19 protein-coding genes are annotated in these 24164 nt (G+C 70.2%); 3 read left to right on the top strand and 16 right to left on the bottom strand.

All coding sequences use genetic code 11. The features are described from left to right. Positions 1 to 90: 90 nt before the first annotated feature. The 11 genes from N2652_04785 to N2652_04835 form a co-directional block, all read right to left on the bottom strand. Entirely contained in the window at positions 91 to 1296 is a 1206-nt protein-coding gene (locus N2652_04785) for an aminotransferase class I/II-fold pyridoxal phosphate-dependent enzyme (protein MCX7818512.1), read from the bottom strand. Next, positions 1265 to 1744 carry an Lrp/AsnC family transcriptional regulator gene (locus N2652_04790; protein ID MCX7818513.1) on the bottom strand — a complete coding sequence of 160 codons (480 nt, stop codon included), beginning with the start codon at positions 1742 to 1744 and terminating at the stop codon, positions 1265 to 1267. Before N2652_04790 ends, N2652_04785 begins: the two co-directional genes overlap by 32 nt. Positions 1745 to 1825: 81 nt before the next feature. Further along, a complete protein-coding gene (locus N2652_04795; protein ID MCX7818514.1) occupies positions 1826 to 2107 on the bottom strand; it encodes an HU family DNA-binding protein in 282 nt (93 codons plus the stop codon). A gap of 129 nt (positions 2108 to 2236) precedes the next feature. Continuing rightward, positions 2237 to 2689, bottom strand: coding sequence for a divergent PAP2 family protein (locus N2652_04800; GenBank protein MCX7818515.1), 453 nt, complete (start codon positions 2687 to 2689; stop codon positions 2237 to 2239). 58 nt (positions 2690 to 2747) lie between these two features. After that, complete coding sequence (gene pbpC / locus N2652_04805; GenBank protein MCX7818516.1) at positions 2748 to 4943, bottom strand: penicillin-binding protein 1C; 2196 nt, start codon at positions 4941 to 4943, stop codon at positions 2748 to 2750. Next, entirely contained in the window at positions 4940 to 5839 is a 900-nt protein-coding gene (locus N2652_04810; protein ID MCX7818517.1) for an RsiV family protein, read from the bottom strand. Before N2652_04810 ends, pbpC begins: the two co-directional genes overlap by 4 nt. Continuing rightward, complete coding sequence (locus tag N2652_04815; GenBank protein ID MCX7818518.1) at positions 5836 to 11532, bottom strand: MG2 domain-containing protein; 5697 nt, start codon at positions 11530 to 11532, stop codon at positions 5836 to 5838. The genes N2652_04810 and N2652_04815 overlap by 4 nt, the downstream gene beginning before the upstream one ends. Continuing rightward, positions 11516 to 11875, bottom strand: coding sequence for a PadR family transcriptional regulator (locus N2652_04820; protein MCX7818519.1), 360 nt, complete (start codon positions 11873 to 11875; stop codon positions 11516 to 11518). Before N2652_04820 ends, N2652_04815 begins: the two co-directional genes overlap by 17 nt. A gap of 519 nt (positions 11876 to 12394) precedes the next feature. Beyond that, positions 12395 to 13156: a carotenoid biosynthesis protein gene (locus N2652_04825; GenBank protein ID MCX7818520.1), complete on the bottom strand. Its 762-nt coding sequence runs from the start codon at positions 13154 to 13156 to the stop codon at positions 12395 to 12397. After that, complete coding sequence (gene crtI / locus N2652_04830; GenBank protein ID MCX7818521.1) at positions 13137 to 14603, bottom strand: phytoene desaturase family protein; 1467 nt, start codon at positions 14601 to 14603, stop codon at positions 13137 to 13139. The genes N2652_04825 and crtI overlap by 20 nt, the downstream gene beginning before the upstream one ends. After that, on the bottom strand, positions 14600 to 15718 hold the full coding sequence (locus N2652_04835; GenBank protein MCX7818522.1) for a glycosyltransferase: 1119 nt from the start codon (positions 15716 to 15718) through the stop codon (positions 14600 to 14602). Before N2652_04835 ends, crtI begins: the two co-directional genes overlap by 4 nt. A 65-nt stretch (positions 15719 to 15783) precedes the next feature. On the opposite strand from N2652_04835, the gene N2652_04840 reads away from it, so the two are divergent. Then, positions 15784 to 16650 (top strand): polyprenyl synthetase family protein, encoded by an 867-nt coding sequence (locus N2652_04840; GenBank protein ID MCX7818523.1) that lies wholly within the window; start codon positions 15784 to 15786, stop codon positions 16648 to 16650. Here the strand turns inward: N2652_04840 and N2652_04845 are convergent. The 5 genes from N2652_04845 to N2652_04865 form a co-directional block, all read right to left on the bottom strand. Then, on the bottom strand, positions 16644 to 17819 hold the full coding sequence (locus N2652_04845; protein MCX7818524.1) for an efflux RND transporter periplasmic adaptor subunit: 1176 nt from the start codon (positions 17817 to 17819) through the stop codon (positions 16644 to 16646). The genes N2652_04840 and N2652_04845 overlap by 7 nt on opposite strands. Next, on the bottom strand, positions 17816 to 19261 hold the full coding sequence (locus N2652_04850) for an efflux transporter outer membrane subunit (protein ID MCX7818525.1): 1446 nt from the start codon (positions 19259 to 19261) through the stop codon (positions 17816 to 17818). The genes N2652_04845 and N2652_04850 overlap by 4 nt, the downstream gene beginning before the upstream one ends. Continuing rightward, entirely contained in the window at positions 19245 to 19466 is a 222-nt protein-coding gene (locus tag N2652_04855; protein MCX7818526.1) for a hypothetical protein, read from the bottom strand. Before N2652_04855 ends, N2652_04850 begins: the two co-directional genes overlap by 17 nt. Then, positions 19463 to 20890, bottom strand: coding sequence for an RNA polymerase factor sigma-54 (rpoN, locus tag N2652_04860; protein MCX7818527.1), 1428 nt, complete (start codon positions 20888 to 20890; stop codon positions 19463 to 19465). The genes N2652_04855 and rpoN overlap by 4 nt, the downstream gene beginning before the upstream one ends. A 124-nt stretch (positions 20891 to 21014) precedes the next feature. Further along, on the bottom strand, positions 21015 to 21845 hold the full coding sequence (locus tag N2652_04865) for a hypothetical protein (GenBank protein MCX7818528.1): 831 nt from the start codon (positions 21843 to 21845) through the stop codon (positions 21015 to 21017). 270 nt (positions 21846 to 22115) lie between these two features. Here N2652_04865 and N2652_04870 point away from each other — a divergent pair, with 270 nt between their 5' ends. Further along, positions 22116 to 23501 carry a Coenzyme F420 hydrogenase/dehydrogenase, beta subunit C-terminal domain gene (locus N2652_04870; protein ID MCX7818529.1) on the top strand — a complete coding sequence of 462 codons (1386 nt, stop codon included), beginning with the start codon at positions 22116 to 22118 and terminating at the stop codon, positions 23499 to 23501. A 42-nt stretch (positions 23502 to 23543) separates the two neighbouring features. Then, positions 23544 to 24131, top strand: a complete 588-nt coding sequence (locus N2652_04875; protein ID MCX7818530.1) for a M28 family peptidase — start codon at positions 23544 to 23546, stop codon at positions 24129 to 24131. Positions 24132 to 24164: the final 33 nt, after the last annotated feature.

Below are 24164 nucleotides of genomic sequence, written 5' to 3' on the forward strand. Positions count from 1 at the left end.
GCGAGGTCGTTCGAGGCGCGGGGGACCCCGGCAGTCAGACCGCCTCAAACGGTGCCACAAGAGGATGGCGCGCGCGGCGAGGCGGATCGTTCAGACGGTGAGCCGGCACACCGGTGCGAGCCGCGCGACGAACGCGCCGATGCGACGCACCGCCTCCTGCAGATCGTCCATCGCGGTCGCGTAGGAACATCGCACATGACCGGCGCCGGTGGGGCCGAACACATCGCCGGGCACCACCGCGACGCGCTCCTCTTCGAGCAGTTTCAGCGCAAACTCGCGGGAACTCAGCCCGAGGTGGCCGACGTACGGGAACATGTAGAACGCCCCCCGCGGCTCCACCACCGGCAGCCCAATCTCGCTGAACGCGTGCAGCAGAAAGTTGCGCCGTGCGCGATACTCCTCGCGCATCGGCGCGACATCGCGCTCCGGCTCGTTCAGCGCTTCGATCGCCGCCTCCTGGCTCAGCGTCGGGGCGCAGAGCATCGTGTACTGGTGGATCTTCATCATTGCCTCCACCAGCGGCGCGGGCGCGCAAGCGAAACCGAGCCGGAAGCCGGTCATCGCAAACGCCTTCGAAAAGCCGTGCAGAAAGACACAGCGCTCCCGCATGCCGGGTATTGCCGCGATGCTGACCGGTTCGCCCTCGTAGCGAAGCTCGCCGTAGATCTCGTCGGTGAGCACGATCAGGTCGCGCTCAATTGCAAAACGGGCAACCTCCTCAAGCTCGGTCCGGTCCAGCGCGGCGCCGGTTGGATTGTTCGGGAAGTTCAGCACCAGCAGCCGCGCGTGCGTCGCGGTGTGCTCCTCGAGCAACTGGCGGGTGAGCCGGAAGCCGGTCTCGCGGGTGGTGGGCACCGGCAGCGGATCCCCGTGCGCCAGCCGCACCAGCGGCTCGTACGAGACGTAACACGGCTGGTGGAACATCACGCCGTCGCCGGGGCTCACCAATGCGCGCACCGCGAGGTCCACCGCCTCGCTCACGCCGACGGTGACGATGCATTCGGTCTCCGGGTCGTACTCGACGCCGTAGGTCTGGCGCACGAACTCGCAGATTGCGCGGCGCAGCCGCAGCAGCCCCAGGTTCGAGGTGTAGTGTGTCGCGCCACGCTCCAGCGCATAGATCGCCGCCTCGCGGACCCTCCAGGGCGTGTCGAAGTCCGGCTCGCCGATGCCAAGGCTGATCACGTCGCGCATCGTGCTGACGATGTCGAAAAAATCGCGAATACCAGAGCGCGGCAGCGCGCGCACATGCGCGGCAACGCGCTCAGGGGGAGATCGAAAGGCGCTCGTGCTCATCGGGCGCGTCCATCAAGAACCCGTGGCTTTTGTACGTCTTCAGCATGAACGAGGTCGTCGTTGAGGTCACCCCCGGGATCAGCGCGAGCTTCTCACTGACGAACCGCGCGACGGTCCGCAGGTCGGGCCCCTCGATGAACAGCAGAAGGTCGGCCTGGCCGCTCATCAGGTACGCGGAGACGACTTCCGGAAAACGACAGATGCGCTGCGCGATGCGATCGAAACCGCCCTCGCGCTCCGGCACCACTTTCACCTCGATCACCGCGACGACCTTGTCCTCCTCGAGCGACTCCTCGTTCAGCACCGCGCGGTAGCCGCGGATGATGCCGCGCCGCTCGTAGTCGGCGATCCGGGCGCGCACCTCCTCCGGGGTGAGCTCGAGCATTGCGGCGAGATTCTCCACCGATTCCCGCGCGCGTACCTTCAACAACTTCAGCAGTGGATCCATCGTCCTCTCCCGCGCCGGGCTGCAAAACAGAATCGCGACCCGGGCCGGGCCGCGATTCCATGGGTGTGCTGGTCGCCCGACCTACTTGCCCAGCACGGCCTCCTTCGCGGCCTTCGCGATGCGGAACTTCAGCACCCTCTTCGCCGGAATCTTGATCTGCTCACCGGTCGCAGGGTTGCGCCCCATGCGCGCCTTGCGGTTGACCAGCACCAGCTTGCCCAGTCCGGGAATCGTGAAGCCGTCCTTCGCGTTCTTGTAAGCGAGGGAGACGAGCTTGTCCACGGCAGCCGCGGCCTGCTTGCGGGTGATGCCCGCCGCCTCGGCGATCTCGGCCAGCATCTTCGACTTCGTCATCTTCGGCATGTCCGTCCCTTTCTGTCCTCGGCCGCGGTGCTGCGGCCTAACCCTGTGGTCCTCATCATAGCGGTCATGACTGAAAATGCAATCGCCAACCGTTGAGCGCCCCCCCTTTCGCGGCGTTTCCGCCCGCCCTCACCACCAGTAATGCACCGCCAGCGCTACGAGGATACCCATGAGCAGTCCCGCAAACACCTCCAGTCGGGTGTGCCCGAGCAGTTCGGCGAGCTTGTGTTCGGAAAGGCGATGCTCGCGGAACAGCTCGTCCACGATCTGATTCAGCAGTCTTGCCTGCTGGCCCGCTGCGTGGCGCACGCTTTGTGCGTCGAACATCACCACCGCCGCAAAGGCCAACGCAAGCGCGAACACCGGGCTGTGAAACCCCTCCCGCAATCCGACGGAGGTCGCCATCGCACACACCATCGCCGTATGCGCACTCGGCATTCCGCCGGTGCTGAACAGCAATCGGAAGTCGAGCCGGCGGGTCGCCAGACCGCCCCGCGTCAGCTTGATCGCCTGCGCCAGCGTCCAGGCAATCAGCCCCGCGACGATCGTAATGTTGAACGCTGGCGAGCTTCGGGTGGACATCGACGCCATCATCGGCCGCAAAACCGCAGTCGGCAAGCGCCGCAAGCTGCGGCTGGGCTCACTCCACGCGGATCACGCAGCGGGCGGCACGGCCGGCCTCGTCCGCACAGATCAGCAGATGCATACCGGGCTCGGGCGTCCACAAGAGGGGCCGCCCCGGCGGCGCTCGGCCCAAGGGCCGCGTGCCGACAAACCACCACAGACCGGTGGACCCCGGCGCCACAGCGGTCAGCGCCAGCCGCTCGCCCGCAACACCGAGCCGCCGAATCACCTCGCCGGGCATCGGCGAGAGAATGCGGGGTCCCGGCCCGCCTGACTGGGGCGGCGCCCCAACCGCCTTGCGTACCGCCGAGCTCTCGCCTCGAAGCGGCCGCCCGGCGAAAACCGGTCTGTGGACGTCGCACTGCTCCGCGAGCGTAACGCCCGCCACTGCGAAATCGCCACGAAGCTCGCCGCACCAAGGGCCCGGTGTGCAGCCGCTCAGCGCGCAGACCGGCCGTTCGCACACCTCCGGAGGCCGGGGAAACCACGGCGAGTCCCGCGCCGGGTCGGCCACGCGGAACATCTCGGCAACCAGCGGTGCGGCGACACGTCCGCCAACAAGGTGCGGGTCACCGCGGCCATCGGAGCGGCCGCACCACACCGCGATCACGTGGCGCGGGTTGTAGCCCACCGCCCACGCGTCACGAAAACCCGCGGAGGTGCCGGTCTTCCACGCGATGCGCGGCGTTCGGGCCTCCGCGTTGTGCCGCCAGAGCTCCAGCGAGCGCTCCTCGCCGGTGAGCATGTCCGCGATCAGCCACGCGGTGGCGTCGCTCACCACCCGACGGCCGCTGAGGAGCGGCTGGTCCTCCCGCCACCGCAACGGCCGCCATTCGCCACCGCGCGCCAGCGCCGCGTATGCGTTGGCGAGCTCCAGCAGGGTGACCGGCGAGCTGCCGAGCGCGACACCCAGACCGTACCGAGCCACGTCGTTGCCGGGCGCGGAGAGCCCCGCGCGACGAAACACTGCCGCGAGGGGCTCCAAGCCGACCATCGCGGTCAGCTCGAGTGCGGGGAGGTTCAGCGACAGCACCAGCGCCTCACGAGCGGAGACGAGGCCCCGGTAGGCGCCGTCGAAATTGGAAGGCTCCAGCCCGGGCCAGCGCCGCGGCTCATCCGCCAGCATGCGAGCGGGCGTGAGCCTGCCCTGCTCGATCGCGAGCGCGAAAATGAACGGTTTCAGCGTGGAACCTGCACTGCGCCGGACGGTGGCGCCATTCAGCTGGCCGGCGCCGGGCGCATTCCAGTCCGGCGAGCCAACCAGCGCGCGCACTGCCGCGGCGGGCACGTCAATGACGACTGCGGCGAACCCGTCAACACCGATCGCGCCCAGCGGCTCCGCGTGCCGCTTCACCGCGGCCTCGAGCGCCGTCTGCAGGGCGGGATCGAGCGTGGTGCGCACCGTGCCGGCCGGCGCGCCGCGCAGCGCCATCTCCGCGAAGTGCGGTGCGACAAACGGACGGATCTGCCGGCGGATCGCAAGCGCTTCCGCCCGCGCCGCTGCGAACTGGTCCGGCGTGATCACGCCGTTGGCGCGCATCCGCTCAAGCACGCGGCACTGGCGCGCATGAGCGCGCTCGAAGTGGCGGTCCGGCCGCAGTCGCGCCGGCGATTGGGGCAGCCCTGCGAGCATCGCCGCCTCCGCCAGACTCAGCTCGCGCGCACCCTTGCCGAAGTATCGCCGCGCCGCGGCCTCCACGCCCACCAGATTGCCGCCGAACGGCGCACGGTTCAGGTAGTGCCGCAGAATCTCCATCTTGCCGAGCCGCCGCTCCAACTGCATCGCGCGCATCGCCTCCACCAGCTTCGTGAGCCAGGTGCGCGGACGCGGTTCGACCAAGCGAATCAATTGCGTGGACAGCGTCGAGGCGCCGGACACAATGCGTCCGTGCTGGAGGTTTTGCACCGCCGCTCGCGCAATCGCGATCGGGTCCACGCCGCGGTGCCACCAGAACCGCCGGTCCTCCGCTGCGACGATCGCGCGCACGATCCAGTCGTCCGGCTGCAGGTCGTCGATGGGCCGACAGTCGAGATCGCCCGGTCCCAGCCGCACCCGAAGCGGTTCCCCGCGCACGTCCAGCAGCACCGTCGCGGTGGGTGCCGCTCGCAGCGCCTCCAACGGCGGCGGCCAGATCGCATCGAGCGCCGACGGTGTGGCGAGCAACGCTGCGGCGAGGCCGGCCACCGCGCCACGTGCGGCGCGCGGGCTCATCGCGGCGCCTCTCCCGCCGCGCCGCGCAGAAGGTCCTCCAACTCGCTGCGGGAAAGACGGACCGTGATCGGCCCGATCGCACGCGGCGCAACCTCCCCCTCATTGAACGTCACGGCGAAGCCGCGGTGGTCCACGCAGAAGTTGGTGGGCGCGATCACCACAGCCGGGAACAGGCCGGCGTTTTCCGGTGACGCGTCCGGCGAACCGGCACGTTCGGCCAGTAGCGCACGCCGCACGCGACGCGCGAATTCCTCGCGACCGGCCGGGCCGAAGAGATCGCCGGCCGTCAGTTCGCGGCCGGTGTCCAGATCAAAAACGAAGTGCCGGATCTGCCGGTTCGGATGCGCACCGCCGAAGAACCACTCGCGCCTGACTGTGACGGAAAGCCACGGTTCGACGCGGGCGACCATGTCCACCCGCCGCACGTCGTGGCCGGGGCCGGGCATCTGCGGATGCGCGCGGCGGAGCGCCTGGAAATGTTCCGTCACACGGTCGGCCAGCTGGGCCATCGCGCGGCCCACCTCCTCGGGCGGCGGCGGGGGCGGCACGACGCCGGCCCCCTGCGGGTCTTCAGCCCATGCGCGCCATACGGCCGCGCGCACCGCGGCGAGCGCTTCGGGCGGCTCGCCGGCCTCAGGCCAGAGCAGTCGATACTCGATACGGGGCGCGGGCGGCTCTTCGCGGGCTGCGCGGATCAGTTCGTGCGGTCGAAACGCGTTCGCCGCACCGACGGGATCTGCCGTTTCGGGGGCGTCAGCGGTGGCCGCCGCGACGAGCCCGCACGCCAGCGCCGCCGCGATCAGCATCCAAGGATTGGACGCCAACACCCGCGCGGCTTCCCACCGATGGACGCCGCGCTCCCCGGCGCAGCGAACTTGGCGACCGCGCCGGTTCATCGCAGCACCTCCAGTTCGCCGCCGCCGTGCATACTGCGGATCGCCGGATCGTACATCGCCTCCGCCCGGATCGGCGGCACCACATACCGGCCCGGTGTCACCGCGCGCACCGCGTAGTGCCAGGTCGCCGGCGAGCCCGGCGGCGCGGTGAGCGGTTCACTGAACAGCAGCATCCGGTCGTCCCGCGCTTCGCGACTGGCCAGCCAGTTTCGCCGTTCGCCAAGCCACGGCAGCCGCCGCGCCGTTTCGAGCGCCGCGTCCTCGATCTCAAGCCCTGCCGGTAACAGGTCCTCGACGACGACGTTCTCGAGCGGCGCGAGCGCCGGATCCACGGCGAGCTCAATCCGCACAACCAGCGCATCGCCCTGTCGGAGCGGGCCGCCCGGCCACGGCGTGCCATCGGGGCGCAGCCACCGCCGGCGGACGATCAGACCGCGGTCGTCCTCGCTCGTCTCCGCGAGCCGCGCAGGCACTCCCGAAAGACGGCCGCCGTAGTGGCAGCGGGCTGGACCGTGGTTCTGCAGCCGCAGTTGACGCACTGCGGCGGGGTCACTGGAGGACCAGCGGACGGGCTGGTCGGCGCTCTCGGTGCGCGCAACGAGCGACCCGCCCGAGTACAGCTCCGCGTTGAGCCCCTCCGTCGGCGCCGGCTGCGCGGCGATCCAACGGCCGAGCGCGACCAGCGCGCTGGCATTTTCCAACGTGGTTGCCCAGCGGCCCTGATCGGCGGCATCGGTGAGCCGGCGCGCCCACGCGGCCGCCTCGGCGGCATCGGGCGCCAGTCGTGTCCAGGCGCCCAACAGCAGCGCCGCATCGCGCACGCGCGAGTTGAGGCAGCCACCGACGCGGCGGATGGCGCTGCGCTCGATCCCAGCGGGCGGTTCCACGGTGCGGAGCAGCGTCAGCGCGTCGCGCGGGCGGCCGCCGAGGGCGAGCGCGGCCGCCAAATGCGCTCGCGTGGAGGGGCGCAGCGAGTGGGCCAGCTCCAGCAGCCGCGCGGTCCATGACGCCTCCGGCCGACCCGCGAGCGCCAGCAGTTCGAGGATGTAGGCACGGATCTCCTGGTGGTCCTGCCAGGCGGGGTTGGACGGGGTGGCGTCGACCGGACCGCCGGCGTCGAGGCGAGCACGCAGGCGGTCCAATGCCACATCGAGCCGGTCGGCCGGCACCAGATGGCCGGCGCGGCGAGCCTCGAGCAGAAAATGCACCGCGTACACGCCGCTCCAGTTCGCCAACCGGGGGGAATCCGGCCACTCGCGGAATGCGCCGTCGGCGGTCTGCATCGAAAGCACGCGTTCAATCGCGGCGGCGACAATCTCCGCCGCGCTGCGGGCGGACGGCAGCGCGCCAGCATCTGCGGCGCGCTCCAGATCGGGGAGCGCCAGCCACGGCCACGCGGCGCTGACGGTCTGCTCGAGGCAACCGTAGGGGTAACGCAGCAGCTCATCGAGTGCGGCACTGAACCGCAGCGAGGGTTGCGCACCGAACCAGAGGCCGGCCTCAAGCGAGTTGGGCAGCCAGTCCGCGGGCGGCTCGATTCGCGCGCTCTCGCCGCCCGCCAGCACGCCCGCAAACGATAGCGAATGACGCGGCACGGCGGGCCGCACCGGCAGCTCGAGCGCTTCCACGATCCGCTCCTCCTCCGCGACGACCTCGACCGAGCACAGCGCAACACCTGGCGAGCGCGCGGCCACAACGGGGATCTCCAGCGTTGCCCGTCCCTTCGGTTCCAGCGGCACCGTGCGATCCTCGTCCTCGACCTGCAGCGGCCCGCGCGACATCACGCGCACCTGCGCGCTCCGCGGCCGGTCGGTCTCGTTGTACAAATGCACCGCCATCGCGCAGCGGTCGCCCGGCGCCAGAAACCGGGGCAGCGAAGTTTGAACCACCAGCGGACGCCGAACTGTGACGGCCCTTTCGGCCGCGCCGCAACGGCGATAGTCGTACGCGACCGCGAACACGCGCAGACGGCCCGCAAACTCCGGCAGCTGGAACGCGACCCGGGCCGTGCCGTTCGAATCGGTCCTCACGACGTCCGCGCGAAGCGCCAGCGGCCGGAACCGCGAACTCCGCACAGGGCTGAGCCGCCGCCGCAGCGTGGCACTCTCGCCGCCGGCGGGGTGCGAGGGGGCGGCGGTGGACTCCGCCAGCAGCGGCACCAGCTCGGAAAACAGATCGAACAGATTCACCGCCAGCTTGCGACGGCCATGGAAGAATGCCCAGGGGTCGGGCGTGGTGAAGTCGGTGAGCCGCAGCACCGCCTCGTCCACCGCGGCGACGACGACTGCGGCACCAGGCGCGGGCCGGTCGTGTTCATCGCGCACCCCCAGGTCCACCGTCATCACCGTACCGGGCCGCGTTTCCTCCGGCGTACGAATGTCCACACCCAGCCGGCGGTCACGCGGAACCACGTCCAGCGCGACCGCACCGATCGCCCGACGGGCGGACCACACCGCCTCGGGTCGGGCGGGCCGGACCATTGTCACCACCGCGTACACTGTCGGCGCGTACTCCTCCCGCAGCTCGTACTCCAGCAGGTGCACGGAATCCCCGATGGGGATCACGCGGCGATCGAGAACCGTGTCGGACTCGAGCGTGACGAGCGCCAGCCCCGCAAAGGGCGCACGCACCGCGATGCGGATGCGATCGCCCGGCGATCCGGCGGAACGGTCCGGTTCCAGCTCGACGACGTCCGGGCGTTCGCGCGAACGCTCGACGGGGCTGCTGGCAGGTGCGGCGACAAGCAGCCGCAGCGAGCTGGCCGCGCCCGCCGCCGACGCAAGGCTGACCACGTGGGCGCCGGGCCGGTCCAGACGAATCTCGCAGACTCCCTGCCCCGCGGTTAGCGCAACGGGGAACTCCGCCACTGTCGTCAGCACGCGCTCGGAGCGCCACGACCAGACGCCCGAAGCATCCCGCCGCATGGCGTGGGCCCACTCCTCGCGCGCCACCGTCGCGCGCAGCGTCTCATCGCGGGCGCGGGCAGTGCCGTCCGGTGCCACCAGTGCCACTTCAAGGCGAAGCGGCTCACCGGGCGCGAGGTGGCCACCAGCGCGCGCGGGCCGCAGCCCGATGTATTCCGGCACCGGGTCCAGCGGCACACTGGCCACCGCGCTGAGCGGCCGCCCGCCCGCCTCGATCACCGTCACCGTGGCCACTGCGCGCAGCGCCGCCGGTGGCCGCCAGTCGCGCCCGGTGGCGGCAGACCACTCCGCCCGGCCGTCCGCATCGAGCGTGCGCCGGCCCAGCGAAAGACGCACAGGAGAAAACTGGCGCCCCGGGTCGCCGAAGATCCAACCCTCGTAGCCGCCGGGTGAAAACGCCGCCGGCTCCACCATGAGCGACGCCTCCGCCACCAACCCTTCCGCGGCACGACCGAACATGTGACGCGCCCGCGCGCGGATGGAGACGGCGCTGCCCGCCAAGAGACGGCCCTCGGGCAGCTCCACCGCGCATTCCACCCGCGGCGGCACAAAGTCCTCGAGCGCCAACGAGCAGGCGCCGATCGCCTCGTCCGCGCCCGGCACCTGGAGTCGCATTCCGTACACACCGGTCGGCAGGTGATCCGGCAGTGCGACGGCGAAGTCCGCCGCACCCAGCGCGTCCAGCATTGCGTTGAGGCGGCGCAGCGGGCGGCCGTCGGGCAGCACCACCTGCAGCGCGACGGGGAACGGCTCGGGAGGCTCGCCGTGCGAGTTGCGGACAACCGCATGTACGCGGGCGGTCTCGCCAGGGCGGTAGATTCCGCGGTCAGCAAACACATACGCCTCAATGCCCTCGCGCAAATACGGCCGCCCGTCGATTTCCGCCTCCGGCCGAACTTCCGAACCGGGCAGGCGCAAAAAGGAGAGGTCACCCGCGGACTCGGCGGTGACCAGAAATGGCTCCGCCTCGGGGGGCGGCGTGGGGAACGTGAGCATCGCGACACCGTCAGGATCGGTCACCCCTCGCCCCAGTTCCGCGCTGTTGCGGCCATACAGGGTGACCGTCGCCCCCGCGACCGGCGTCGCCCCGGTCAGCGACGTCACCCACACCAGTGCGCCGTCGCGGGTTCGTTTCACCGTCAGGCCCAGATCAGTGACCACCACGAGGTGGTGTGCCGCCGGCAGATCACGAGCGGTCGCAGTCAGCAACCAGGCGCCTCGCGCGCCCGCACCGGCGAGATCGCGCAGATCCGCGACCACCTCCTGCGGTTCATCGCGCACATCCGGAAAGCGCAGCGTGAGATTCGTGGCCGGTCCAGTAAGGCTGTCGGCGGCGACACCCACGTTCCAGGTATAGGAGCCCTGCAGCCGCCCCTCTTCGCGGAGCGCAAAGTACACGAGATTGGGCCGCAGCAACGGGCGCGCCTCCAGTCGGCACGAGGTCAGGTTGACCGCAGTCAGCCGTATCGGCAATGGACCAGCGGGGGCCAGGTATCGGCCGCCTGCAGAAAATTCGATCGCCGCCGGCCGGTGCGGAACCTGCACGCGGCGCACCTCCGGCGCTCCCAAGGCGACCCCATCGGGCGTGGTTAGGCCGGCGCCAAACGTCACCGTGTACACCGCGCCCGGACGGAAATCGCCGACGATGCGTAGGCCGGCCCCCTCCCAGGAGTCGAACGGCTCGACCGCGAAGCGGACCGGCGGTTCGATCGAGATGTGGGCAGCCGCGGAGCCGGCGGTGATCTCGGCGGTGAAGTTCGCCAGCAGGCGGGCGGGACCGTGGGGCTCGATCTGCGCGCGCAGCCGGGAAAGGCGCGGCCGCGCCGAGACGGCGATTTCCTGCTCAACCGTCTCCTGCAGCGACAGCTGGCCGGTCGCCGGTGGCAGGCCGGCACGTACGCGCACACTCACACGGTCGGCCGCGAGCGTGCCGGTGCGCAGCAGCACCTCGGCCGAGGCGACCTCGCCAACCGGTGCGAAGTCCACCATGTTACCGTCGGACCCGCGAATCTCCACGTGCCGGCGGAGCGCCGCGGGATCGGGCGGCGCGTTGAAGCGCAGCCGCAGCGTCAGCTCGCGGGCCGCAGACAGACCCGCCTGTTCCACCCCGAGCAGCATGAGCGGCGCGGTCCGCACCCGCAACGGAGGCGGCGGCTCGAACGCGCGGCCGTCCGCCGCCATCGGCAGTTCCGCGAGGGATACCGTCCACGCCGAGGCCGCCGGCCAAGCTGCGTCGGGTTGAAAGCGCAATTCGCGCGGTCCCATCCATTCCGCGCGGCCCGGCAGGGGCGGGACGATGCGCACAACCCCTTCGGCGCGCGCGCCCGCGGCGGCGCCCGCCACGTCGGCATCGAATCGCCAGACCACCGCCATCTGGCCGGTAACGACGCCGTCGCCCGCCGGTTGCGCCACCCAGATTCGCGGCGGCGGCGACGCGCGGGGTGAGCGGCCGCGGCCGAGGTACCAGAGCCCCGCCGCGTTCAGTGCCAGCGCGGCCAGCGCCAGATACCACCAACGGCGGTGTTCGCCGCGCGGAACGGCCCGCGCCGGTGCCTCGGCTCGCAGGGGCTCCGGCGGCTCCATCTCGGCGAGCACCGCCTCCAAATCGGCGGCGGTGGGATGATCAGTGCGGCGGGCGAGCGCCTCGAAGACGTGCGACTCGAGGTCCCGCCGCAGTTCCGCGGCCGCCGGCCCGGAGAGGCCCGAGCGGGCGATCGTCTCCGTCAACCATGCAGCGAGGCGAACGCGAAGCTCATCGGGTATCGGCATGGTGAGGTCTCCCCCCGGGACCGCCCTCGCGCAAATGTTCGATCTCGCGCACGACCATGTCCCAGTAGGCGCTCATCGCGGCCAGCCGCAGCCGACCGGTGCTGGTCAGTGAAAAGTACCGGCGGGGCGGCCCCTCGACGGAGGGCGCCTCGCGCACCCGTACGCAGCCCTCTTCCCGCAGTCGCATCAGCGCCGGATACACCGTGCTCTCGGAAACCGCCAGCGCGTCCAGACCGCGCAGCGACTGCACAATCTCATAACCGTAGGTTTCGCCGCGCCGCAGCACGTGCAGGATCGCGAGTTCAACGAGCCCCTTTCGAAACTGCGGGATCCACGTGTGCATCGGGAGGTTGGCTGGATGTACTATGCAAAACAGAATACCTCGCCGCAGGCTTGCCTGTCCAGCATCGCGGCTTGCGGCCGTAGCGCGAATCCGTATCGTTTCGCGCGATGCGGCAGCGGCGGTCATGGGTGGCGCTGGTCGCGGCAAGCTGGCAGCTGGCGGCGGCCGCCAGCGTCGTGCGGGTGCCGCGTGTGGAGCTGGAGGACCAGCACGGACGCCGGCACATGCTCGGAGCGGGACTGAGGGCCGCGAACATTCTGCTGCTGGCGGACCGGCCCGGCTCTGTGCAGCTGGATGGATGGATCCAGGCGCTCTGCGAGCGCTACGGGGAGCGGCTGTCGCTGCACGGTGTCGCGCGGTTGGCGGGTGTGCCGGGCCCGGCGCGGCCGTTGGTGCGCGCGCTGTTTCGGCGGCATGTGCCGCACCCGGTGCTGCTGGACTGGTCCGGCGAAATTGCCGAGCAGCTGCGCTTTGCGCCCGGTCGCGCGAACGTGCTGCTGGTGGATGCGACCGGCCTGGTCAGACAGCGCTGGGAGGGCGCTGCGACGCTGGAGAATTTGCGCGCCTGTTTCGGAGAAATTGATCGGCTGCTCGGCGATCCAGCAGCGCCTCCAGCGCCAGCAGCCCCAGACCCGTCACCGCTGGTCCCGGCCGCTGCAGCAGCGCGGCCAGAGCGGTGAAAAAACCTAGCACGCTGCGCCCGAGCCAGCGCGCGCCGGGTGAGCGCGCGCACGGCCAGCGCGATGACCACGCCATCAACGCCGCGGAGACCAGCAGCCATCCCCCGTAGTTCACCAGCGGCACGCCGTGGTATGGACCGGCACGCTCCCACACCCAGAAACTGAGCGGGCCGGCCGCCAGTGGGTCAATCACCAGGTCGAGCGCGGTCAGCGCCACCGCGGCGGTCCACGGGCGCAGCCCCCACTGACGCACATAGGCGAGCAGGACCATCCAGGCGGCCGCCATCACCACCGGCACACCGGCGACCGCCGGTCCGAGCGCAGCGGTGTACCGATACACGCCAAAGGGCACCCCCCAGGCCACTCCGGCCGCCTCTGCCACCCACCCGATCGCGCCACCACCGAGCAGCGCCGGCCATTCCGCGCGCGGTGTCACCGCCAGCGCCAGCAGCCCCGCGCTCGCCAGGTACGCAGGGGCAGCCCACCCTCCGTCGGGCGGTGCCCCCCCCATCCCCGCATATGACATCACCCCGCCGACCGTGAGCACCACGTGCACGACGATCAGCGCCCGACGAAGCGCATCAAAGGCCCGTGTCTTCACGGATCATCCGGCTGACAATCCCCGATGACAACACCACCATCGGCGTGCCGCCGCCGGGATGCGAGCTACCCCCCACTTGGTACAGGCCCCGTATCCCGCGCACGCGGTTCGGTGGCCGCAGGAACGCGCCGCGTGGTCCGTGCGACGCAATCCCGTAGATCGCCCCACCGGGCATATCATAGGTCTCCGCAAGCCGGCGCGGCGTCCAAACATCCTGCGCCACCAGCTCCCGCTCTTCGATCCGCACGCCGGACGCCGACAGCCGCGCGAGCACCCGGCGCCGCGCCTCTTCAACCATCGCCGCATCCCACTCCGCAGCGTGCTCAAAGGCCGGTGCATTCGCCATCACGAACAGCGGTTCGGCGCCACCAGCCGCGATCGTCGGGTCATCGGTTGCCGGCGCGTTCACGTACACGGTCGGATCCTCTGGAAAGAGGCGCCGCTCCCACAGGTCCGCGAACTCGCGCTCGTAGTCCGCCGAAAAACAGACCAGATGGTGCGGCAGCCCTGCCGGCCGGCGACGCAACGCGAGCAGCAGAATGAACCCCGAGGTGGAGAGCCGCGTGGCCGGTGGCCTCGCGTCCGGACGGCCGAGCAGCCGGTTTGTGCGGGACGCATCGCCGTTCATCACGACGACGTCCGTGCCGATCCGTTCGCCGTCCGCCAGCTCCACACCGCAAACGCGACCGTCCTGATGTAGGATGCGAACCACCTCCGCAGATGTGCGGACCTCCGCACCACGGCGCTTGGCGAGCGCGGCGATCACCTCGATGAGCCGGTAGAGTCCGCCGCGGACGTGCCACACACCAAACGCGGTTTCGATGTACGGGATCACCGCCATCATCGCCGGCGTGCGGAACGGTGAAGAGCCGACGTAGGTGGCGTAACGCCAGAGCAGCTGACGCAGCTCCGCGCTGCGAACATGGCGGCGGACGAGCTCGTCGAACGTGCCGACCAGCGCGCTCCAGCGCAGCCTCCGCGCCGCCGCCAGCAGCGCGCGGTCGGGCGGTTCGCCCGGTGCGCGCTCGAAGAAGGCCGTTCGGGAGACCGCGTAGAGCCGCGCGCCCAGCGCCAGCAGCGAAAGCCACCCCTCCGCACCGCCCCCCTCCAGTTCGCGCACTGTCGCCAACCAGCCGGGCAGCGATGCCGTCTGCTCAAGTTCGCGTCCGTTCGCGAAGCGGTATTGCGCGGCCGGCTCGACGCGCATCCATTCCAGATGGTCCGCGATCCGCTCGCCGACCGATTCGAACAATGCATCGAACACCCAACGCAGCGTGATCAGTGACGGACCGGTGTCGAACCGAGCGCCCCCTCCGATCCAACGGTTCATTTTGCCGCCGATTGTTCTGGCCCGCTCGCAAACGGTGACACGCCAGCCGCGGTGCGCCAGCCGAAGCGCGCTCGCCAGCCCGCCGAGACCGGCACCGATCACCACCGCGTGGCTCAATGTCGCCTCCCCCGGTAGCGGCGCCCCCGCCACTCGACACCCCGCCCGAACCGGCAGCGCCACCAGGCCGCCATCGCCGCGGCCAGCATTCCCAGCACCGCCAGCGGGTGCAGACATGCCGACCAGAGCGGATGCCGGAACCGTGCGGCGAGCACCAGCCGTGTCAGCACACCGGCGGCGGCGGCGCACACGCTGGCGGCCTGGAGCGTGCCGCGCGCCGCGCCGGCCAGCGCCACCGCCCACGGCCCCACGTACACCACCGCCTGCAGCAGCACAAACGCCCAGAAACTTGCCTCCCGCCGAAACGCCGGATAGAGGATCTTCTGAAAACCGCTCCACATCGCCCGCGCGGACTCGTACATCCGTACACGAACCACGCCGCGCCCGTCCAGACACAGCGACCTCAGTCCGCGCTCGCGCCAGGCGCGGGCCAGCGCGGTGTCCTCGAAGAGCTCCCCGCGCACCATCGCGTGACCGCCGGTGCGCTGGTACTCGTCGCGCCGGGCGAGCAGGCAGGCACCGTGGGCGAGGCCGAGCGACCGCAGCGGCATCCTCAGCGAAAGCGGCGCCGGATAGAGCGTGAAGACGACAAAGTTCAGCAACGGCATGAACACGCGCTCCGCGAAGCCGCACATCTCCAACGCCGGCCACGCCGACAGCAGCGTCGCGCCGCGTCGCCGGGCCTCGGCGACAAGTCGAGCGGGCGCGCCCGGCTCCAGACGAGCGTCCGCATCCAGAAACAGTAGCCACGGCGCCGTCGCGGCCGCGGCGAGCTGCGCGCACGCGAACGGCTTGCCACACCAGTCCGGCGGCAGCCGAACCGGTGCGAGCAGCCGGACGCGGACATCGCGACATGCGATCGCGGCGACCTCGTCGGCGGTGCGGTCCTCGGAGTGATCGTCATAAACGAGCACCTCCGCCACGATGCCGTCCCGGTCGGCTTCGAGCGCGCGGGTCACCGCGGCGCGAATCGTCCGCTCTTCGTTGCGCGCGGGGATCAACACCGAGACCCGCTCCTCTCCCACCGGTTCCGCCGCGCCGACGGCCGGCCATGCGATTGCGTTCCAGAGCGCCACCAGGAGCAGCGCGAGCGCCACCACCAGCACGATCAGCATGGCCGAGCGATCCTCCGGCGCACGTCCCGTTTGGTACGGTGCGGATGCCGCGCTATGCTGACACCATGTTCGATCTGCGGGAATACCTCGAGCGGACGCGCGCGTGGGTGGAGGCCGAGATGGACCGGCGCCTGCCGCGCGCGGACGAGTGGCCCGAAGGACTCCACGCGGCGATGCGCTACAGCCTCTTCGGTGGCGGCAAACGGTTGCGGCCGATTCTGTGTGTGGCCGCGGCGGAGGCGGTCGGCGGGCGCCGCGAGGATGCCGCGCTGCCAGCGGTTGCGATCGAGTGTCTGCACACCTACACGCTGATCCACGATGACCTGCCCGCGATGGACAACGACGACCTGCGGCGCGGACGGCCGACCTCGCATAAGGTGTTCGGCGAGGCCAACGCGATCCTCGCCGGCGACTGTCTGCTGACGGTCGCCTTTGAGCTGCTGGCGCAGTCGGCGCGCCCGGGCCCGCTCGCGCTGGAGCTGGCGCGCGCGGCCGGCAGCCGAGGCGTCGCCGGCGGTCAGTACGAGGACATCGCGGCCGAGCGCGCGCCGCCCGATGCGCAACGCGTCCGTCGCATCCATCTGCACAAAACCGCACGACTGATCGAGGCCGCCTGTCGGATGGGCGCGATCGCGGCCGATGGCGACGCCTACCTCGGCCCGCTCGGCCGCTACGGAGAGGCCGCAGGCCTGGCCTTCCAGATTACGGACGACATCCTGAATGCGACCTCGACGGCGAAGCAGCTCGGCAAGGCGGCGGGCAGTGACCGCGAACGTGGAAAACTGACGTGGGTCGCCGTGCACGGCCTGGAGCGCGCCGCGGCGGACGCACGCGAGCTGGTCGAGCGGGCGGTCGCGGAGCTGCAGGGTCTGCCGGGCCCCGTCGAGCCGCTGGCGGCGATCGCCCGATACGTCGTCGCACGCGATCATTGAGCGGCGGGCGCGGTGCGCAGTCGCATGCCCGGGATCGCGAGCGCGATCCGCCCCAGCACCACCCGATCGCCCTCTCGGAGACCGTCGGCGATGAGCACCGTCTCGGGTAGGCGGCGCGCCACTTTCACGGCGCGCAGTTCAAGGCGATCCTGAGCACTGGCCAGCCAAACCTGATCCCCTTCCCGCAGCGCCTCCCGCGGCAACACCACGACGTTGGTCGCCACGCGGCCGATGATCTCCGCCTCCACTGACACGCCCAGCGGAAAGGGCGGAGCACCGTCGCCGCCGACGAGCGCGGCCGGCACGGCCACCAGAACCCGCGCCAGCCGGCCCGCCGGCTCGACATCCGCAAGCACGCGCACCACGCGCCCCTGGCGCGACGCTCGGCGTCCGCCGCCCTGTTCCAGCCAGACCGTCGCCAGGGATCCCCCCTCGCCGTCCGAATCCGGATGCACCAACCACTCCAAGTCCGCGACCGGCAACGACAGCTGCGCCCACGCAACCGCGACGTCCGCCAACCGGGCGAGCCGCGACTGCGGACCCACCACCTGCCCCACGTCCGCGGTCTTCTCCAGCACGACCGCGTCGAACGGCGCTCGAATCGAGGTGCGCTCGAGATTCAGACGCGCGCGATCCAGCGAGCTCTCCGCCGCCGCCAGCGCGGCGCGGGCAGCGCGCAAATGCGGTTCCCGCAACGCGAGTGCCCGGCCCGCCTCGCTGGAGGGAACCTCCGCACCGAGTCGGCGCCATTCCGCTTCGGCGACGGTGCGGCGCCCCTCCTCCACCGCAAGGTCGAATTTCGCCTTCTCCACCGCCGCCACCGCCTGTGCGACGGCCGCCTCGTAGTCGCGCGGGTCGATCCGCACCAGCTCTTCGCCGGCCCTCACCCGGCCGCCCGGCTCCAGGTTCCGGTGACGTTCCACAATCCGCCCGGCCACCTCCGGCATCATCACCACTTCCCGCGCCGCCGTGATCACGCCGAGCGCGCGAATTCGCACCGGCAGCGACGTCGGCGCCACCGAGAGCAGCTCCACCGTCGCGGAAAGCTCCGGCTGTGGCCGGGGCTGCGCCCGCGGTCGGGTCCGGATCAGATGCCATGCGACCGCCCCCGCCCCCGCCAGGATCAGTACCGGCAGCCAGCGCACAACCATTCGCCGCATCGACGTCATTGCTCCGCCTTCCCCGTCCCCGTCGGCGCCCAACCGCCCCCGAGCGCACGGTGCAGCTGCACGCGGGCCGACAGCCACTGCCGCCGCACCGACACGCGTGCCCGTTCAGTCTGCTGCAGACGGTCAAGCGCGGACAGCACCGAAAGATACTCGGTCAGACCATGCAGATAAGATTCTCGGGCCTCCGTCAGCGTCGCCACCGCAGCCGCTCGCTGTTCGTCAAGACGTGCGGCGAGCTCCCGCACGCGTTGCTCCGCGGCGAGCGCATCCTCGACCTCGCGCACCGCTTGCAGCACAGCCTGCCGCCAGGCGTGCCAGGCCTCCTCGCGCGCCGCGCGTGCCCGCTCCGCTTCGGCGGTCCGGCGCCCGCCATCGAACAAGGGCGCGGTGAGCCCGGCCGCGAGGTTCCAGAGCCATTCGTCGAACAGCGCCGACATCTCTCGCGCCTGCGTTCCCGCGCCGCCGGAGAGTCGCACCGCAGGCCACCGATTCGCGACCGCGGCCGCCCACCGCTGATCCGCCGCACACAGGCGCTCCCACGCCGCCGCGACGTCGGGGCGCTGACGCAGCAGCTCGGCCGGCAGGCCAGTGGGCGGCGCCGGTGGCGGCACGGGCAGCTCCTCCTCCGTCCCCGGCGGGGGACACATCGCGCCAGGGGGCACCCCGGCGAGCACGGCCAGCTGATGTCGCAGCACGTCGGCCCGTGCTTGGACCGGCGGAATCAGCGCCGCCACCGTCGCAGTCTGCTGCCGCTGCTGATACACCTCCAGCGCGCCAGCCAGTCCGGCGCCGAACCGCAGCTCGACAAGCCGGCGATACTCCTCGCTGACCTCCACCTGTCGCTGCAGCAGCCGCAGCAATGCCTCCTGTTCGCGCAACGACCACCACGCCTCCGCCGTCTCTGCCGCCAGACTGATGGCCGCCGCCTCCAGGTCATGGCGGGACGCCGCCCACTCCGCCTGTGCAGCACGGACCTGCGCGGCGACCCGGCCCCAAAGATCCAGCTCATACGAGGCGGCCGCATTCAACGAAAAAAAGCTGAACGTCGCCGGGGGTGTTTCGCGGCCGGAGATCACCGTCGCGGAGCGCGATCGTCGCGCAAGGCCGTCGAGCGTCAACGCGGGCAGCTCGTCCGCGCCCGCGATCCGCACCGCCTGCCGTGCCTGCTCGACCCGCGCCCACGCGCGCGCCAGCGAGAGGTTGTTGGAGAGCACCCGGTCGATCCACTCGACCAGCTCCGGATCGCCGAGCAGCTCCCACCATCGTGCCGGCGCGGCGCCAGGACCGGAGGAGCCCCCATGAAGATACTGCGACGGCAGCGGTGCAGATGCCGGCCGCATCACGGGCGGACGGTGCGCACAGCCTATGGTCCACCCTCCAGCCGCAACCGCCAGCACCAGAGCGGCGGTCGCGGTCCATCGCCGGCTAGCGAGCGCGCTCATCAGGTTTGCGCGCCGTCCGCCGACGCTGGGGCGAGGGCTGGGGCCGCCGCCGCCACCAGCGCCACCCGCTCCAGGCAGCCCATCCCGCCCCCAGCAGCAGCACGGTATGCACGAAGGCCTGCGCGTCTCGCATCGCCACCGGATCGGGCGGGCAGACGGGCGCCTCGGGCGCCGCCCGCGCAGTGTTCAGTACCGTCGTGCTCATGCGCGACGCTCGTGAGAGGGCGGAATGCCCATCTGTTCGCGGTATTTCGCGACCGTCCGCCGCGCAATTCGCAGCCCCCGTTCCCCCAACCGTCGCGCAATGGCTTCGTCCGACAGCGGCGCAGCAGGGTCCTCTTCCTCGATCATCGCGCGGATCGCGTCCTTCACACTCGTGGCGGCCACGTCCCGCCCGTCCGCCGCCTGATAGCCGGTGGAAAAGAAATACCTCAGCGGAAACACGCCGCGCGGGGTCTCGACGAACTTGCCCGCCACCGCGCGACTCACCGTCGTTTCGTGCACACCGATCTTTTGCGCCAACTGAGCCATCGTCATCGGCCGCAGCGCCTCCGGCCCGCGTTCAAAAAACTCGCGCTGCTGTTCGGCGATCTCCTGTACGATCGCTCCCAGCGTGCTCTGCCGCTGGTGGAGACTCCGGATCAGCGCGAGACCGGCCCGGACCTTCTCCCGCACATACTCCCGCGTCTCCGGCGATGTCGAGGGATCGTCGAGCAACTTGAGGTACTCGCGGTTGATCTTCACGCGGGGCAGCCGCTCGCGGTTCAGCACGACCGAATAGCCGTTGTCGGTCTTCACAATCGCGGCGTCTGGCACCACCTCCACCGGCAGCTCCGCGCCGAAATCCCGCCCCGGTTTCGGGTCGAGCGACTGAATCACCTTCGCCGCCGCGTAGACCGCAGAAACCGGGACGCCGAGCGCGCGGGCAATCCCGAAGTGCCGCTGTTTGGCAAGGTCCTCGAGGTGCGCCTCCACAATGCGGGCCGCCAGACTGTCCGCCAGTCCGCGACGGGCGAGCTGCAGACGCAGGCACTCTTTCAGGTCGCGCGCGCCAATGCCGGCCGGCTCCAGATCCTGCACCAGCCTGAGCGCCGCCTCGAACTTTTCCACCGGAATGCCGGTGGTTTCCGAAAGCTCGCCCAACGTGACGTTCAGATAGCCGTCGTCGTTCAGACTGCCGATGAGCAGACGGGCGATCTCCCGCTCCTCCCGCGACGCCTCGGAGAACTCGATCTGCCGCAGCAGATGGTCCTGCAGCGACTCAGGCCGGGACAGCGATTCCAGAAGGCGCTGATGCCGCTCTTCCTCCTCCGCCGGCGCCCCTCCCAACGTGCGCGAGCGCTGGTAGCGTTCCCGCCAGGCCTCGTCATACGCGATCCAACGCTGCAGCTCCTCCTCGCTGAGTTCCTCTGCGGCCGGCACCGGCGGTGCCTCGAGTTCGATCGTCTCGTGCGGCTCCAGTTTTTCCTCGAGCGCGGGATTTTGTTCGAGATGTTGACGGATCAACGTCTGCAGTTCGAGCACCGGCGCCTGCAACACTTCGAGTGATTGGCGCAGCTGTGGCGCCAGCACCTGCTGCAGGCGTTGGTCCTGCGTCTGCGTCAGCAACGGCTGCGAAGGATCGCTCACGCGCCCCATCATAGGACCGTGGCCGACCCCGAACAAGAAGCCGCCGCAGTTCCGTCTCTCTCACCGCGTGCCCTTTTTGCCTCTGGCGAAGGGCAGGGGCCGACACGGGTGCGAGGCGTGCCGCTCAGCGCCCCGCTGGATCCGTCTCGGCCGGTTCCGCTTCCCACCAGTATCGCGAATTCAGCAGCCGGTGAAGCCGTCGAAGCGTCTCCACCGCCCCCTCGTCCGGCGGTGCGATTCGCAGACGGACCTTCCGCCCGCAGTCCAGCGGCAGTCCCAAACAATCGAGAAAACTGCGACACTCCCGCGCCACATCCGGTTTGCCCCCCGCGCCAATCGGCGTCAGCACGAAGCCCTCCTCGTACGGCCCGAGCAGCCGCCAGAAGCGACCCAACACGTACAGACCCACTCCTCCGTTGATGCGCACGACTACATCGCACGTGAGCGCTTCGTCGGAGCGCTCGAACTCAAAATCGGCCCGCGGCGGGAGCGACGCATACAGCGCCCATGCGTCGCGGAGGATCGTGGCCACCCGTCGGGCGTCCTCCTCGGGATCCCTCGTTTTCTCGACGATCTCATCCACGCCGGACTCGTCCCATTTGGCCGGCGGAATGTGTTCACGACAGGCGCCGGTGTAGACGACCACCGGAATGTCGGCGGCTCGTTTCACTTTCTGCAGTAGGTCGAACGCGGGACCGTAGATCGCAATCTTTGCACCAATGAACGAGAGACCGCCGGCGGCCACGGACTCGCCGTCTGCGAACCGACGGGCCGGTGGCAGATGGCTGACGACCGCGTCAAACGGAACCTGCGCCCGCGCGCGCTTGACCATCTCCGGCACCTCACTGGTAAGCCATTCGACGGTGCTGATCTCTCCGAGCTTGGCCAGAGCGGCGACGAACTGTCGCGAGAACCTATCAGTTAGATCGCGGTCGACGTAAAGGATCCGTTTCATCGGGGCTCCTCCTTCGCGACGCTCCGAACCCTCCGGCGCCGCCGGCGCCACCGCCTCCCGGCCCGTTCAAGCCTCGAATAGCCCCGAACGATCCATCGTGTCAATCCGCATCGCGTTGCGTCCGGGGGAGGTCGTACCTCGCGGTCACCGGCTCGCTACGCCCGGCAAGATTCAACGGCAGGCGGCGGCCGGGCAGAGGCGAGGCCACCGATCGCAACGCCCGCCAGGCAATTGTTGCAGACCAGAAAGTTGTCCCGTAAAGTCCGGCGCGTGACTGATCGGCTGCCACATTTTGCGGGTGATGGGTATCGCGACACCGATGGCATCCTCCGCGTCGTCCGCGAGGGGCTGTGCCATCGGTGTGGCGCCTGCGTGGGGTTCTGTCCCGTCAACACCTACGACACCCGCGGCGGCTATCCCCACCCCGCCCGCGAGTGCATCCACTGCAACATCTGCGTGCGGGTGTGTTCCGGCCTTGAGGTGGACTACCCGGAGATCGGCCGCGCGCTCTACGGAGAGGGGTACCAGTTCGGGGCGATCGCTGGGCCGGTCCGCAGCGCATGGATCGCGCACGCCACCGATGAAACGTTGCGCCGCAACGGGTCCAGCGGCGGGGTGGTGACCGCCGCGCTGATCCACTGGCTCCGCACCGGGCGGATCCGTGGCGCCGTGGTCACCGATGGGGATCCTGAGGAACCGGCCCGTGGCATTGGCACCGTCGCTCGCACCGAGGAGGACCTTCGGCGCACACAACAGTCGCGCTACACCACCGCGCCGACGCTCGCCGCGCTGCAGCAAATCCAGAACGAAGACGGACCCTTCGCGGCCGTCGGTCTGCCCTGCCAGATCCACGCGATTCGGAAGCGCCAGCTGATGGATCCCCGCTGGGGGCCACGGTTGCCGATCCTGATCGGACTCTTGTGCCACTACAACCTGCCGTGGGAGGCGATCCGGCTGGCCGCAGAAACGTTCGCCCCCCGCGGCGCGAAGCCGGTGCGGATTCGCTCGCGCGAGCGCGACGAACGCGGATGGCCCCACAACACGTTGCACATCTGGTACGACAACGGCGCCCAGTGGCGGACCGCGCTGTCGCCGCGCGGCATTTTCAACGTCGTTTCCCGCATTGCGCCCATCGGCCGTTGTCTTCTGTGCTTGGATGCGGCGGCGGAGTTTTCCGATTTCGCGGTTGGCGACCCTTGGATCCGAGGGCCGGACGGCCGCTGGAAGTACGAGGCGCCGGAAGGCTATTCCGCGGTGCTCATCCACACTGCGCATGGCGAACGGCTGTGGCGCGAGCTGATGGAGGAGGGCGCGATCCGCGCGTTCGAAATCCCCGCACACGAGCCCGCCGAGGGGCAGGCGGCGATGATGACCGAGAAAAAATACCGCGTCGCGTGGCGCCTGAGAATGCGCCGTCGGCTCGGTTGGCCGGTGCCCCGCTACCCAATGCCGCTGCCCCCCACCCCGCCCGCGCAGGTGTGGAAGGAACTGACGTTTCTGCTCACGCGGCTGAACACGCTGTGGCCGCCGTGGCAGAGGTTGCTGTTGCGGATTGCCTGCGGTCCGGTCGGCTTGTGGCTGGTCCGCTGGCGCGACGCCCGCCGCGAACGGGCAGCCCAACGACGGGCTCGTGAAGCCGCCGAGGCCGGCACCTGACGGACGGCCGTTGAGGCGGACCCTACGGGGGAGGCCACGCAGATGCGACCGAATCGTCGGGCGACGTTGGTCATTTCATGTCACGCCGATACCGGTTTCCGCCGTCATTGGCTGCGCCGCGAGAACGGCCGCTATTTCGGGCTGCTCGACAACTTCGCGGGCGTGTACGCAGTGATGACCGCCTACTTCAGCGGCCGGCTCACGCAGCAGTGTGTGCGCATCGAACTGACCTGTGGCGAAGAACGCGGCATGGACGGTGCGTACGAGGTGGCGAGAACCGTTTCGCCGAACGACGCGGTGGTGGTGGTCGACGTCACCGGCGTCGAGACGGGTGCGGACATCACCATCGAGAAATGCAAAGCGCCGCAGATGCAGCGCTTTGTGCGCGAGGCTCTCAACGGGCTGCGGTACGTGCTCTTTGAGGATTGCCCCGATCCGGTCGCTAACCTTGACGAGAGCGATGTGTACCGCAAGGTGACTGACAACGTCGTCTTCCTTGGAATCCCCTGCCGCGGCGGTGACTACAACGAGGGACCGGTCGAATGCAGTCGCTCGAGCATCGACACCGCGGCCGAGGCGCTCATCCGATTTGCGAGCCGGTGGGAGAGGGCGTCCGCGAACCCCGACTGAAGGCGCGCATCGGGCCGGTGCAGCAGCGCAGAT

The sequence above is a fragment of the Kiritimatiellia bacterium genome (assembly GCA_026417735.1).
Taxonomy (GTDB): Bacteria; Verrucomicrobiota; Kiritimatiellia; order PWTM01; family PWTM01; genus CAACVY01.